Origin of the sequence: Blastopirellula marina (assembly GCF_002967715.1) — a bacterium.
Lineage (GTDB): Bacteria > Planctomycetota > Planctomycetia > Pirellulales > Pirellulaceae > Bremerella > Bremerella marina_B.
Genome location: NZ_PUIA01000069.1, coordinates 373,184 through 386,812 on the forward strand (window position 1 = coordinate 373,184; position 13,629 = coordinate 386,812).

The window sequence follows — 13,629 nt, forward strand, 5'->3', positions numbered from 1 at the left end:
AATTTCACCGCATTACATCAATGCCTTGCGATGGGAATCAAAAGGATGGTGTGGGAATAAACGCCACGTCCTCGATCAATTCCCGAGGGGCTTCTTCGGCCGATTGTGGGGCTTTGAGCGTTTCGAGAAACTTGAGCAAGCTGAACTGTTTCTCTTCGCTCAACAACGAGAAGCGCCGGAACGACGAGTAAGCCTCTCCCCCGTGCCATTCAATCGCGGCTCGCAGCGTGGTTGCCCGGCCGTCGTGCATGTAGGGGGCCGAATCGGCAATTCCCCACAGCGGCGGCGTTTTGTATTCGGTGTGCTGTTCGGGACCGACCTCCATCGTCTTGACAAGTTCGGTCGAGACAGGGCGACGAGTCATGCCGTGGTAACTGGTGATCACATCCATCCGTGCTCCTTCCGAGACATTCGTCAACGGCTCGGCAGGGATAGGGTCTTCAAACTGGGTACCCATGTTATGGAGCAGGAAGTCCGAGTAGACGCCTGACACCCTACCAACGTCCGCCACATGACACTCTGCGCAGCCGATCGCCGTAAACAGCTTGTTACCTTCGGCAATTGTTTCCAGTTCGAGGTGGTTATCCGGGAGAACCTGGCGCGGCATATCGAACGAACGGACGTAGCGAATCAGATCGCCCACCTGCTGTTCACTTAAGTCGTTTCCTTTCAAGGAGTAATCTTGGCGAAGGGGATCCTTTGTTTGTTCAAACTCATGAACCTGAAGGCCGATCTCCGTCGCACAGGCCCCTTTAACAAAGAGATCCAGGCTTCGCATCTGACCACGCCAACCAAACTTGCCGGCCATTCGGCCAGAGACCCCGGTGCGGCTCTTCGTTTGAGCCTCGACGATTTTCTGCCGATCTTCATCTGTGATATTGCGATCAATCGCATCCAAACCAAACAGCTGCGGTGGATTGCGTTCGGCCAGCGCGTATTGAAGCTCATCCTGGTAGGTCACCAATTTGAGCGGCAAGGCATCGACCGGGCGAATGTTCCGTTTGCTGAGCATCCGCCGAATGCGTAGTCGCGAATCGAAATTCGACACAAGTGGCGTCGTCACCTCGCCGTGGACCTCGGCGTACTCTGGAGTGGTACTTTGTCGATGCAGCAGCACTCCGAACGAGAACTGATCCTTGTTGTCGACAAAGTCGGGATGCATTTTCTTCAAGCGACCGAGAAAACTCTTGATCGCGTCTTCCGTGAACTTGCCGGACTCGGGCAAAAAGGAGAGAAACTGGGCATTCCTTTTGCTTTCGCCACTACCACCAACGCCCCCCAGAGAATGGCATTCGACGCAACTCTTCCCATTAAACATTGGTCCCAGACCGTCACCATTGGGGCTCAGTGAATCGCCTGGTGTCCACTGATGCAGGAAAAGCTCTCTTCCGCGAGCAACCTGTCCATCGGCAGTAACGTTTTGGGCAAAAAGCGATTCGATCGACATGAAAAGAATCGCGATGAAGAGCAGGGGAATAATTCGACTCACCAGAGTCTCCTTGGTCAGTTGGCTGGCACGAACGACGGCTTTCAAACCATCTACTGTTTAAGCCATTACTAACAAAGGAGCAACGAAATTGTATGGGAAGTTTTGCAGTGCCAGAGGGCCTCGTAGCCGAGTTGGCCATGCTGCGTAGAATAGAAAGCACTCAGTCCAACAGAATTAGTCCCTTCGATCGGTCCGTAAAATGTCGCAGTACAACCCACTCAACGATTCGGAACGCCACGTGATTCACCACAAGGGGACCGAATACCCGCACACTGGCGAATACACCGACCACGAGGAAGACGGCACGTTCATTTGCCGGCAGTGCAACTTGCCCATCTATCATTCGGAAGACAAATTCCATAGCGGCTGCGGCTGGCCCAGTTTTGACGAGCACCTTCCTGATGGCGTAAAACGTGTCCCTGATGCCGATGGCCGCCGAACCGAAATCGTGTGTGCCAACTGCGGAGGGCACCTTGGGCATGTCTTCGAAGGAGAAGGGTTTACCTCCAAGGATACGCGGCACTGCGTGAACTCGATTTCCATGCGATTCATTCCCGAGGGTGAACCCTTGCCGGAAGTAATTCGCCCGAAGTAGCACCACCAGGAAATGTCCGCTCTAGGCATGGCAAATAAAATGCATGTCTTGCATAATAAATGCTCGCACCATGTATTATTTGCATCGACCAGACATCGTAGGCCATGCCCATGGAAATCGAGCAGCTTCAGCAGTTTCTTAAAGTGGCCGAACTGGGCAACTTCACGCGGGCAGCCGAGTGCCTGGCGATCTCACAGCCGGCACTGAGCCGTTCGATTGCCCGCCTGGAAGAAGCCCTCGGGCAACCGCTGTTCGAGCGACAATCACGCAAGGTCACGCTGACCGATGCCGGGCAACTGTTATTACCCAGGGCACATCGTATCGTCGCGCTGGTCGACGACACCAAGGCCGAGATCTCCGACGACGGCGAAAGCGGACGCATTCGCCTGGGGGCAATTCCGACGATCGCTCCGTTCTTTCTGCCGGAGATGCTGAGCCCATTTGCTGAATCGTTTCCCAAAGCACAGTTGACCGTCCAGGAAGACACGACCGACAATCTTCTGCGACGGTGCCAACAAGGGGAGATCGATCTGGCGATCCTCGCCCTGCCGATTTCGGCGAAGCACTTGGAAGTAGAAGCCCTGTTCGAAGAAGAACTGCTGCTGGTGCTGCCGGTCGATCACCCGCTGTGCGCAAAGAAGCAGATCAAGTTGGCGGACGTCGAGCCGTATCCATTCATCCTGCTGGATGAAGCTCACTGTTTGTCTGATAACATTGTGACCTTCTGCCGCCATCGATCGTTCAACCCTGTCTCGGTCGAAAGAACCAGCCAGTTGGCAACGGTGCAAGAGCTTGTTTCACTACGGCATGGCGTTTCGATGATTCCTGAAATGGCGAAACAGTTGGACATGAGCAAGCGTCGCGTTTACCGATCATTATCTGGCACGAAGCCAACACGCACGATCGCCATGATCTGGAACCCGTATCGATTCCAATGCAAACTGCTGGATCGATTCAAAGACCACGTTCGCCAATTTGCTCACGAGTTTCCATCGAAGCCCACTTAGGGTTCCAACTCGTCCTTATCAGAAAAAAAGGGGGTCGTTTGAACCCCTTTCTTTTTGAACATGCGGAATCAGCCTGCCCGCTTGTTATAGATCGCGAGAGCTTTTCAAAGCGCGGAGTTCGTCGCGAAGCTGTTGCACCTCTTGCTCGAGATCTCGTACCCGGCGACTCAATGAATCGACTTGTTCCTGCGTGGCGATTCCCCCCGGCAGTTCGCCATTACCGTCCATGGCTTCCATAGCCTTCTGCAGCATCCGCAGGGCAGGGCGGTCTTCGCCATAGCCAGGGTTAGTCCCAGGACCAGGCTGCGGAGGCAATGTACGAGGATCACCATAGAAGAGTTGCGTCGCTTCCATTCGATTGCCGTAGTAATAGTTGACTGGAATCATCCGATCGGTTGGCGAATTGCGAACCATTTGGATCAGCCCAACCGCATCGTCGACACGTCGACCATCGTAAGACACGATCACGGCACCTACGGGGATATTGCCTTGATCGGCAACACTACCGCGGCTGACACTTTCGACGTAAGCCCCCCGGCGAACGGAGATACCGGTTTGGGCTCGGATCTGATCAGTCAGCGGCACCACGCGTACGCCAAGCACTCGCGGCGAGTCATCGACCACCGGGGGTGGTAGCGGATCGGCGGGACGCGGCATCTCTCCTTCGACATCGAGTGGATCGTATGGTCGCGGTGGGCGTGGCGGGTTAGGTCGCACAGGGACCTCGACCTCTCGACTTCCCAAAGTCAGCGTCACGCCGACGGTGTGATCGTTGTTGCGTATCGCCTTGATGATGACTCGATCACCAGGCTTCGTGGTTTCGAGCCACTGGCTGACCTCCTCAATGGAATTGGGTGCCTTATCGTTGAACGACAGGATGCGATCCCCCTTTTTCAAACCAGCCTGGTCGGCTGGTCCGCCTGGATTGACTTCCGTAACAACAACTCCCCGCAAACCGTTGGAATCGGGTTCGGCAACCGAGTCGAGCATAGCTCCCAGGTAAGGACGCTGCACCGTCGTGGTTTCTGGTGCTGGTCGTGGGCGATCAGGACGGTTTTGTTGTACCTGATTGAGAATGTCTCCGAGTTTATCCAAGGCCCCTTGAGCCAGCACGGCTCTCGGAGTGAGGAGCAGAATCCCTCCTAAAACGATGGACAGTCCGAGCAAATATCGTGTCCGCATAAGATTCTCCTTCTCTGAGTTCTGCCGCAGCACCGCAGCGTGGGACCAATTTGTCTTGCCGTTCTCATTGTCCCGCATCTACTGCAAGAAGGAAAGCGAATCCCCGCCGAACGAGCGGCAAAATCCATGAAGACACAAGCGGGCCTCGCTGTTACGCTAGAAAGTATGAATTCAAACTCCCCTGATCACCCTGAAATTGGTCCTGCCACGCCAGACCACTACGGAGCCGCATTGTGGATGGCAACCGGTGGCCGCTCGAGACATGCCCATCGAGGACGGGTCACTGCACTGTTGGCGGCAGAAAAGCAGGGGCGAATTAGCTTCGACGGGCTCATGACCGCGACGCGTGGCAGCCGGGTTGTCTCTTCTATCTGGTGTTTGAGTCAACCAGGAAAGATAGGCACCGTATGGGGACCAGGCATCCTCTCCGAAGAATCGGATGCCACAGCCGACTTGCTCATTCAACGTGCAGTTGAGTTTGCCAGACAGCGTGAGTGTCACCTAGTACAAAGCCTGGTTGGCCAGGAAAATCCCATCGCTGGCAATCTACTCTGCAGTAGTGGCTTTCGCTCGATTACGCTTTTGAGCCACCTCGAAGCACTGACCGAAGACATTCAAGCCGAGCCCCCCCGCAGTGACCTGCAATTTCGCCGCTGCGAGGACTTTCGCTCCGAGTCGTTCCGCAACCTGGTCGCCCAAACGTATGAGAACAGTCTCGACTGCCCCGAACTGGACACCATGCGCGAAGTCGAGGACGTTTTAGAGGGCTACCACGCCACGAGCAATCGATCGACCTATAACTGGTATACGCTTGAGTACGAAGGGGAGTCGATCGGCGTCATCATTACCGCCCATCATGCCGAACCGCAACAGCTCGAACTGATTTACTTCGGCCTGACCGTAGGCTTTCGGAAACTCGGGCTGGGGGGTGAGATCCTTCGCTTTGTGTTGCAACTGGCCCAGTTCCTTGGCTGCCGGTCCACCATAACGGGGGTCGACCAAAGAAACGTTCCCGCCACAGCCCTTTACCGCCGCTTTGGTTTCCAACAGGCAGATGTGAAAGAGCTTTTCCTGCTTCCCCTGCGATTGCCGAATGTTGCCGTTGCGTAAGCGACCTCGAAGCAGCATTTACCGATGCTTCCAATATTCTTCATAAGGCGTGACCAAACGTGTCCCCACCTGTTTTGGGTTATATTTCCGCTTTAAAGTGTTGTGAAATAAGAGAATAGGATGACACATCGATGAACTCTTGAGCCAGAGTTATCAGGTTTCGACAATTTATCCACGCTTGTGTTCAGATCATGTTAGAAAATGGAAAGCCACCGCTCGCAGCAAATCTCCGGGAAATCGCGGGCATTCGGCAGGTCGGTTATCTCCCCTTGGCTTTTTTTCTTCCGGGGTGCTATCGAGAGGTTTGACAGGGGTGCTAGCTTGCCTACAATCATCCTCCACGCGGTTAATGATGCCGCCTGTTTTTGCCTCTCTCCCGTCTGGGGTTGAAGGACGATTTTCGGATTGGAAATCGCGAATTCAACTCGCTGAAAGAGTCAGCCTGTGGTCACGGAAGACATCGAAATTCTGCCCGCGTTGCGTCTTGCAATGATTGATAGGGTAGGACAAGATCGCTTCGAACTTTGGTTCGGTACGAACAACACGCAGCTTCGCCTTGGCGAAGGGTGTTTGTTGATCGAATCGACAAGTCGAATGAATCTCGATTTCCTCCGCAAGAACTTCCACGAGGCAATTCGTCAGGCCCTTTCCGACGTCCAACTGCCAGGGCATCAAGTCATCTACCGCGAAGGATCGGCCCCGGTTCCTAAAGCTCCATCGCCATCCGCCGTGAAAGCGGAAAAGAAGATGCCATCAGCGGCTTCGAGTACCCAACCGACTCGCGCTTCGTCGAGCAGTTCGACGATTATCCAGCGCCGCCGGTTCGCCTCGCTGAAGGACTTTGTCGTAAGCGATTGCAACTCGATGGCCAAAACGGCCGCCACGATGGTGCTTCAGCAGCCAGGTCAGATTTCGCCACTATATATCCATGGTCCATCGGGTAGTGGGAAAACCCATCTGCTGGAAGGTATCTACGGTCTGGCGCAGCAGAAGAAAGAACTCGGCCGCGTCGTGTACCTCTCGGCAGAGCAGTTCACAACCTACTTCCTGGAAGCCTTGCAAACTTCTGGTGTGGCCAGCTTCCGCCGCAAGTATCGTGATGTCGGTGTGCTGATCATTGACGACGTGCAGTTCTTTGCCGGCAAACGAGCTACCAAGACAGAACTCCTTCATACACTCGATGCGATCACGCGTCGTGGCGGTCAGGTCGTTTTGGCCGGTAACCAACGCCCAACCGAACTTTCGGCCCTGGGTACCGAACTGGTTGCCCGTTTCTCGAGCGGTTTGATCTGCAAAGTCGACCCCCTGGACGAAACCTGCAAGACGGCCATGATTCAGCGTCTGGCTGAAAAGCGGGGTGTTGCGTTGACCGAATCGGTCGCCCATTGGCTTACCCGCCAATTGCCTGGCGAAGGTCGGCTTGTTTCGGGCGCAATCAACCGCCTGTGGGCCTACTGCGCCGTGGAAGGAAATACGTTATCCATTCCCGTGCTGGAAAACCTCTTGGCCGATCTCATCCCGCAACGCAGCAGTATGATGCGATTGGATGACGTCGAACAGGCCGTTTGCCGCGTGTTTGGCGTTGATACGAAGCTACTTCGATCGCAATCCAAATCTCGCCGAGCGAGCAACCCTCGCATGTTGGCGATGTGGCTGGCACGCAAACACACGGGTGCCGCCTTGTCCGATATCTGTTTGCACTTTCAGCGTCGTAGTCACAGCACGGTGATCTCGGCCGAGAAGAAAGTGAACAAGTGGCTCGCCGACGACTCGATCGTGCAGATTGCCGATCGCTCTTTGAAAGCTCAGGAGGCCATCGAACTGGCCGAGGCCGAGCTTCGCTCAAGCCGTTAAAAAAATCGTGTCCCCTCGCCCTTCCGCTTGGGAAGGGCGAGGGGACACGATTTTTTGCTTGCGGCTTTGCTGTTATTTGAAGCCCCAGCGACCGGCATGTTTGTCGCGGTCGACTAGCTTGGCCATCTCAGGGCTCAGCGAGTAATAGCGAGACGGGCGATTGATCTCGAGATCGATCTTCAACCGCGTGTGGGGCAGGTTCTGATTGATCACCGCCGCCGGCTCGACGCGCAACACGCTCACCGGTTCTCCGTTCCATTTCACCATGTACAGCGATCCGGCCACGGCGGGCTCTGACTCGAACTTGTAGTGCTGCGTGAGCATGCCAACCAGGCGGCGTTCATCGCCGGTGGTTCCATGAAACGTAATCCGCTGCAAGACTTTGTCTTGATCGAAGTAGTACGTCAGCGATCCGGCTATATCATCGATGCGCGAGCCACTGACCAGCGGCACACGCAGGCCTTCCAGACGAACGTCAGACAGCGTGGTGCTCACCCGGGGCCATGTTTCCATGATCCAACGAGGGTTGGCATTAAAGTTGATGAAGTGATCGAACTGCTCGAACACAGGAGCAGCAGAAGGGGGACCGAGAGGTTTCGCGGCAGCCACAGGTGCCGTGGGAGCACTCACCTGGTTTTGAGGGGTGGGATTACCTTCACCGGCAATCGAGGCCGCAGGAGCACTTTCCCCCGATGGCACAAGTTCGCTGGCCTTGTTCCAATAGGAACTAGCCGTTTCGCGCACGGTGGGGTTGTAATAGCTATACGGCACACCAAAACTGGCGGCTGCGGCAACCCAGAACATGACCGTTCGACGAAACACAATTGACTCCTTCCATTGATGATTCATCCATAGTCATCATCGAGTCCCCAGCACATCTCGCATGAAGGTGATGCCAGCACCTCGCAGGATCCGAGTCGTCGCCACATTTTTCGCAGACCAAAGAAATGCCATCTCCTGACCAATCGGAATCTCTTACCACATGCCAGTGGCTGGTCTCAGGTGACGCCAGATCTTGGTTTGACTGGCTCAGCGGCGTCGACGTGAATGCGATCGGAACCCTCACACGGCTTCGACAGGAACTAGGCAGCGACCGCTCCGCAGCACTTCTCACCCAGGCCGAACTCCGCAAGCGAGCTGCTCGCAAGTTCGCCCAGGCCGAGAGCATGTTCTTCACCGACATCGGTCTGCAGCAATCAACCGACCAGGAGATCGCAGCGTACAAAGCACAACGCTTCCCAGTTGATCAACCACTAGCCGACCTATGCTGCGGCATCGGGGGTGATCTTATCGCACTTGCTCAGCGCGGTCCGACAACTGCGGTGGATGCCTCGTCCGATCATCTTTGCTTTGCCGAAGCAAACGTTTCTGCCGGTGGCGCAAAGCTTGCCGATACCCGTTGCGGCCTGGCCGAAGAAACTCCGCTCGAGCAATTTGCGGCCTGGCATATCGACCCAGATCGGCGACACGACGATCGTCGCACGATTCGCCTGGGCAGCTTCAGCCCGAGCCTCGCGGATCTGGAAGCGATGCTGCGGCGCAACCGCAACGCCGCATTAAAACTGGCCCCAGCCAGCCGCCTGCCGGAAGCCTGGGAAGCGGAAGGCCAGTGCGAATGGATCTCACATCATCGCGAGTGCAAACAATTAGTCGCATGGCTGGGTAAGCTGGCCCAAAAGCCAAGCACGCGTCGAGCTACCCGGATCGATCAGGCAGGAAAGGTGGACTTTTTCGAGGGAACTCCCCGGTCGCTCGTTTCGTCGACGGAAATTGGTAGCTACCTCTTCGACCCTGATCCTTCGCTGGTTGCAGCGGGGCTCGTCGACACGCTGGCCGAGGCCTTTGGTCTGGCGCGACTATCGCCAGACTCGCATTACCTGACTGGTAACCAGGCGATCGATCATCCCTTGCTACAGCCGTTCGAGATAATCTCGCAAGAGAAAGTCGATGCGAAGCGGCTGAAGAAAGCCGTCGCCGAGGCCCAGTGGGGAACGCTAGAGCTCAAACAAAGAGGCCTCGAGCTGAAACTCGAGGTCATGCGTAAGCAACTCAAACCGCGTGGGAAAGGGGAAGGGACGATCGTTTTCACTCCGACCGTGGCAGGGAATCGAGCGATTCTCTGCCGCCGCACTTCATCCTGACGCGAGGGAAGCGACTTATTATTCTGGCAAGCCCAGCTTGAGTTCCTCTTCTTCGACCGGCTTAGTGGATGGATCGGCCAGCGTTGGAACACCATCGACTCTTGGTCGTTCTGGCTTCGAGGCCAGCTTGGCGGCTGGTTCGTCGACCTCAAAAGGCTCTTGTTCAGCCGAACCCTTGATGATCTTGTCCCATGACTTGCTCTCGGTCACATCGCTCTTCACCGGCTTCGTGGTCGGACTGGCAGGCGCTGGCGATTCCTTCAGCTTCTTCGGTGCCATCGGGACCGAGGCAACTTTGGCCGGAGCTTCCTGAATCAACTCTTCGGTCATGCGTCCGAGATAGTTCATCACGCTCGTTTCGCCTTGGAAACCGATAATCGTTTCGTCGAGATCAAGCTGCTGCGAAGCAACGCGGCCTGCTTCGATATCAAACTTGACCGTTCCGCGCGTCAGCTTCTGAATCAATTCGACCTTCAGCATCGGATCGTCAATTGGCGTCAGAATCTGCGTTTCAGTCGAAATGGTCGCGATACCGCCGCTCACGCTCTTCAGGCGGAAGACCTGTCGCGTCTTGATATGCTTCATCGCCCCGTTACCAGCACGCACGGAAATGTCGTCTGGCGAGTACCAGGCAGCACCCACGGCAACCGGTTCGTTAGGCAGGATCGGCAGGATCTGCGATTCGCTGCTGGGCGTCCCACCAAGTTGCTGGCGATCGACCAAGCGACCCATCGCATCGACGGTGATCTTGGCCAGCGGAATCCCCACACTCTTGGCGGCTTCGCTGTAGATAGCCGGGGGCACTTCGTCCTTTTCGCTGTTGTAACGCTGCTCGGGACGGTCAGTCACCTTCTGCCACATGTCGATGTTCTCGACCGAGTGGATGAAGGTTGCTTCGCCGTCGGCGTTGACTTCTTCAACCTTCCAATTCTTGGTCGAAATGCTGCGAGACTGAGCAGTTTGGGTGGAGCCTTTGATCTTGGTTTCGACCGTGGATAGATGCACCACTTTCGAGCGAATCACGTCACCGACGGCGAACTTGTATTCGAGTTTAACCTTGGCATCGTCGGCCATTGCCACGGTGGAAGTGGCCACCAGCAGCGCGAGAGTCGCGAGCGTTTTCATGATTTTGCATCCTTGCAGTTTTGGGTCGTTTGGTGCAAGTTTTCAGTTCTCAGTGTTCAGTTTTCAGCGGGAGATCGAAAAGCGTCGCCATTGCTCGACAATCATTTTCTTGCTGAAAACTGAAAACTGAACACTTCAAACTTGATCATCTACCGTGATCGATTTGACCGCCCCAGCCCAGCTTTTCGCGAAGCGTGCGGTAATAGTTGTAGTCGTGGGTCGCGACGAGCTTGAATCGTGGCTGGGCCTGATCGACGCGAACGCGGTGATCGCTGGTGATCGGACTAAGCACTCGGCCGTCGACCACTACCGACATCGTTCGGTCCGATCCGCGCAAGTGCATCTCGAAACATCGATCACCGGTGTCGACCACGCTCCGCATGGTCAACGTGTGAGGGCTGATCGGACTGACGACGAATGCCCGCAGATCGGCCCGCAAAATAGGACCTCCTGCCGACAGGTTGTGGGCCGTCGACCCAACCGGAGTGCTGATGATTAAGCCATCGCAGCTATATGATGTCGCTAATTGCGTATCGACGTAAAGATCAATCGTGCGGATTTGGAAGGGAGGACCGCCGAGAAGTGCCATTTCGTTCAGGCCAATTCGCTCGGCAATGACCTCATCGTCCTTCAAAACACGGCACCGCAGCATCATATGCTCGATAATCTGACATTCACCGGCACACAGCGCGGCCAGCTGATCGACCACGTGGTCCGGCGTAAAAGCTGCCAGAAACCCGAGCTTACCCATATTCACGCCAACAATGGGAATCTGCTTATATCCCATGCTGCGGGCAGCCCCGAGGATGGAACCATCGCCACCGAGCACAATCGCAAAGTCGGCTTCAATTGCGGAAAGATCCGCTTCCCACTCGAGATCGGTGTGCACGACTTCGGCAAACTGCGGCAGCAAGTGAGAGAGGCGTTCGGCTTCCTCTTCGACGTGCGGACGATTGCCCGCACCCAGCAGCATGACACGCGGCTTCTTTTTCCCAGTCCAGGGAGGTTTCTTCGGGGAAGCGGGATCGACGGTGGTCATCGTTGATGCCCCTCTCGCTTGAAGAGAGAGGGTCAGGGGTGAGGATTTTTGATGCGCTAGGCGGAGGATAAGTCGAGCAGGTGAATGGGTACAAACCCTGCTTTATTTTGATAACTCTATCCTCGTTCGCCCCTCACCCTATCCCTCGGCCCGTAGAGGCGAGGGTACCAGATAGAGAGAGATTAATGCTGCGAGGAAATTTGATCGTGAGCGGCCGCGAGTTCTCGGCATACCTTGGCCATACCGAGGGAGTCGAGATGCAGCTCTGCCAGGATTTCGGCTCTGTCTCCATGTTGCACGAAGATATCGGGAATTCCAAGCCGTTTTACGTGACTGGCGTCCACTCCGGCCTCGTTGGCCGCTTCCAGCAGAGCACTGCCAAAGCCGGTCATCAGGGCTCCTTCTTCGACCGTCACGACAAATGGGGCCTCTTTGAGAATCGGCAAAATGGTTTCGCTATCGATCGGTTTAGCAAAGCGAGCATTGACCAGCGTCACGTTGATGCCATCTTTCGCCAGCAGTTCCACGGCTTTCTTCGCTTCGGGAAGCTGCGCCCCGTAACAGATGATCGCGCCGTCGGAACCTTGCTTCAGGACTTCTGCCTTGCCCATCTCGATCGGCTGGCGATCGCGGCTGATATTTTCAGCGTTGGTCTTGGGATAACGAATGGCCGAAGGATGATCGATCGAAACAGCGAAATTGATCATCTCGGTCAATTCGTCGGCATCGCCAGGGGCCATGACCACCATGTTCGGGAACAGACGCATGTAACCGATATCGTACATACCGTGATGCGTCGGTCCGTCGGCCGCCGTGATACCGGCCCGGTCCATCGTGAAGACGACCGGCAAGTCTTGCAGAGCCACTTCCTGGAAGACCTGGTCGAAGCTGCGCTGCAGGAACGTGCTGTAGATGTTGACGATCGGACGCAGCCCCGCTTTGGCCTGGCCGGCCGCAAATGCGACGGTGTGCGACTCGCAAATGCCGGTATCGAAGAATCGGTCGCCAAACTCATCGCGGAGCGGTTCCATCTTCGTCCCTTGGCACATGGCCGCGGTCATGACGGTGACGCTTTGATTCTTCCGCATCACCTCGGCGATCGCGTCGCGTGCGTAGTTGGTGTAGGCCTTCGAGCCGCCGCTGCTCTCAGGAGCTTCGCAGCTATCTTCGCTCTTACGCAACACTGGCGGGGTGTGGTAGTAGACCGGATCTTCGGCGGCCGGATCGTACCCGTGCCCCTTCTCGGTTACCACGTGCAGCAACGTTGGCCCCTTCTGCGTCTTGACCATTTCCAGGTACTTTCGCAGAAGCTGAATATTGTGACCATCGATCGGGCCGATGTAGTTGATGCCCAGTTCTTCGAAGAGCATCCCACCGTGCAACCCCGCTTTGACTCCTTCTTTGAGCTGAGCGAGGAAGCGTTCGGTCGGGTCGCCGAAAACCGGCACCATGTTTAATGCTTTGACGACTTCGTTTTTAAAGCCTGTGTAGAACGGGTTCATCCGCAGACGATCGAAGTAGTCGGCTACGCCGCCCACACGGGGGCAGATCGACATCTTGTTGTCATTCAAGATGATCAGCAGGTTACCGTTAAGCACCTTGGCGTTGTTCAACGCTTCAAAGACCATCCCGCTGGGGAAAGCCCCGTCGCCAATCACGGCCACCGAGTGCCGGTCGGCATTGCCGTTTAAGAAGTCGCCGCTGGCCAGCCCCATTACCGTCGAGACGCTCGCCCCGGCGTGACCGGTCATGAAGAGGTCGTATTCGCTTTCATGCGGGTTGGGATAGCCCATCAGGCCTCCCTTAGTTCGCATGGTGTTGAACTGGTCGTAACGTCCAGTGACTAGCTTGTGCGGATAGACTTGGTGTCCGGTGTCCCAGATCAAGCGATCTTGGGTGAAATCAAACGTCCGATGCAGGGCAATGCAAAGCTCGACCACGCCCAGATTCGAGGCGAAGTGTGCCGTGCGAGTTGCAACCAGATTGCAGAGGACTTCGCGGATCTCCGCCGCTAACTGATCCAACTGTGCGGCATTGAACCCTTTCAGGTCCTCTGGCGATTTTATCGTGGGGAGTAGTTCCGCCAT

General features: G+C 55.9%; 11 protein-coding genes. 5 read left to right on the forward strand and 6 right to left on the reverse strand.

The features are described 5' to 3' along the window. Positions 1-37: 37 nt before the first annotated feature. Entirely contained in the window at positions 38-1,489 is a 1,452-nt protein-coding gene (locus C5Y96_RS22000) for a di-heme oxidoredictase family protein (protein ID WP_146115765.1), read from the reverse strand. A 199-nt stretch (positions 1,490-1,688) separates the two neighbouring features. Here C5Y96_RS22000 and C5Y96_RS22005 point away from each other — a divergent pair, with 199 nt between their 5' ends. Beyond that, positions 1,689-2,084 carry a methionine-R-sulfoxide reductase gene (locus tag C5Y96_RS22005; RefSeq protein WP_105357897.1) on the forward strand — a complete coding sequence of 132 codons (396 nt, stop codon included), beginning with the start codon at positions 1,689-1,691 and terminating at the stop codon, positions 2,082-2,084. Between the two features lie 110 nt (positions 2,085-2,194). Then, the gene (locus tag C5Y96_RS22010) at positions 2,195-3,091 is read left to right on the forward strand and encodes a LysR family transcriptional regulator (protein WP_105358123.1); all 897 of its coding nucleotides are present in this window, start codon (positions 2,195-2,197) and stop codon (positions 3,089-3,091) included. An 84-nt stretch (positions 3,092-3,175) separates the two neighbouring features. Here C5Y96_RS22010 and C5Y96_RS22015 read toward each other — a convergent pair whose 3' ends face one another. Continuing rightward, on the reverse strand, positions 3,176-4,273 hold the full coding sequence (locus C5Y96_RS22015; RefSeq protein WP_158261362.1) for a PDZ domain-containing protein: 1,098 nt from the start codon (positions 4,271-4,273) through the stop codon (positions 3,176-3,178). Between the two features lie 165 nt (positions 4,274-4,438). On the opposite strand from C5Y96_RS22015, the gene C5Y96_RS22020 reads away from it, so the two are divergent. Beyond that, complete coding sequence (locus C5Y96_RS22020; RefSeq protein WP_158261363.1) at positions 4,439-5,383, forward strand: GNAT family N-acetyltransferase; 945 nt, start codon at positions 4,439-4,441, stop codon at positions 5,381-5,383. A 444-nt stretch (positions 5,384-5,827) separates the two neighbouring features. After that, positions 5,828-7,237, forward strand: coding sequence for a DnaA ATPase domain-containing protein (locus C5Y96_RS22025; protein ID WP_105357904.1), 1,410 nt, complete (start codon positions 5,828-5,830; stop codon positions 7,235-7,237). 72 nt (positions 7,238-7,309) lie between these two features. Here C5Y96_RS22025 and C5Y96_RS22030 read toward each other — a convergent pair whose 3' ends face one another. Beyond that, positions 7,310-8,059 (reverse strand): DUF6690 family protein, encoded by a 750-nt coding sequence (locus tag C5Y96_RS22030; protein WP_105357907.1) that lies wholly within the window; start codon positions 8,057-8,059, stop codon positions 7,310-7,312. A gap of 125 nt (positions 8,060-8,184) precedes the next feature. On the opposite strand from C5Y96_RS22030, the gene C5Y96_RS22035 reads away from it, so the two are divergent. Next, positions 8,185-9,378, forward strand: coding sequence for a class I SAM-dependent methyltransferase (locus C5Y96_RS22035; protein ID WP_105357909.1), 1,194 nt, complete (start codon positions 8,185-8,187; stop codon positions 9,376-9,378). Positions 9,379-9,396: 18 nt separating this feature from the next. Here C5Y96_RS22035 and C5Y96_RS22040 read toward each other — a convergent pair whose 3' ends face one another. From C5Y96_RS22040 to dxs, 3 genes are all read right to left on the reverse strand, one after another. Continuing rightward, positions 9,397-10,503: a hypothetical protein gene (locus tag C5Y96_RS22040; protein WP_105357911.1), complete on the reverse strand. Its 1,107-nt coding sequence runs from the start codon at positions 10,501-10,503 to the stop codon at positions 9,397-9,399. A gap of 145 nt (positions 10,504-10,648) precedes the next feature. After that, positions 10,649-11,542 (reverse strand): NAD(+)/NADH kinase, encoded by an 894-nt coding sequence (locus C5Y96_RS22045; protein ID WP_233199049.1) that lies wholly within the window; start codon positions 11,540-11,542, stop codon positions 10,649-10,651. Between the two features lie 182 nt (positions 11,543-11,724). Next, positions 11,725-13,629 (reverse strand): 1-deoxy-D-xylulose-5-phosphate synthase, encoded by a 1,905-nt coding sequence (dxs, locus tag C5Y96_RS22050; protein ID WP_105357913.1) that lies wholly within the window; start codon positions 13,627-13,629, stop codon positions 11,725-11,727.

Coding starts and splice junctions, on each gene's coding strand:
- C5Y96_RS22020 (WP_158261363.1), top strand. CDS start 4,439: ATGAATTCAAACTCCCCTGATCACCCTGAAATTGGTCCTGCCACGCCA.
- C5Y96_RS22015 (WP_158261362.1), bottom strand. CDS start 4,273: ATGCGGACACGATATTTGCTCGGACTGTCCATCGTTTTAGGAGGGATT.
- C5Y96_RS22035 (WP_105357909.1), top strand. CDS start 8,185: ATGCCATCTCCTGACCAATCGGAATCTCTTACCACATGCCAGTGGCTG.
- C5Y96_RS22010 (WP_105358123.1), top strand. CDS start 2,195: ATGGAAATCGAGCAGCTTCAGCAGTTTCTTAAAGTGGCCGAACTGGGC.
- C5Y96_RS22045 (WP_233199049.1), bottom strand. CDS start 11,542: ATGACCACCGTCGATCCCGCTTCCCCGAAGAAACCTCCCTGGACTGGG.
- C5Y96_RS22005 (WP_105357897.1), top strand. CDS start 1,689: ATGTCGCAGTACAACCCACTCAACGATTCGGAACGCCACGTGATTCAC.
- dxs (WP_105357913.1), bottom strand. CDS start 13,629: ATGGCGGAACTACTCCCCACGATAAAATCGCCAGAGGACCTGAAAGGG.
- C5Y96_RS22040 (WP_105357911.1), bottom strand. CDS start 10,503: ATGAAAACGCTCGCGACTCTCGCGCTGCTGGTGGCCACTTCCACCGTG.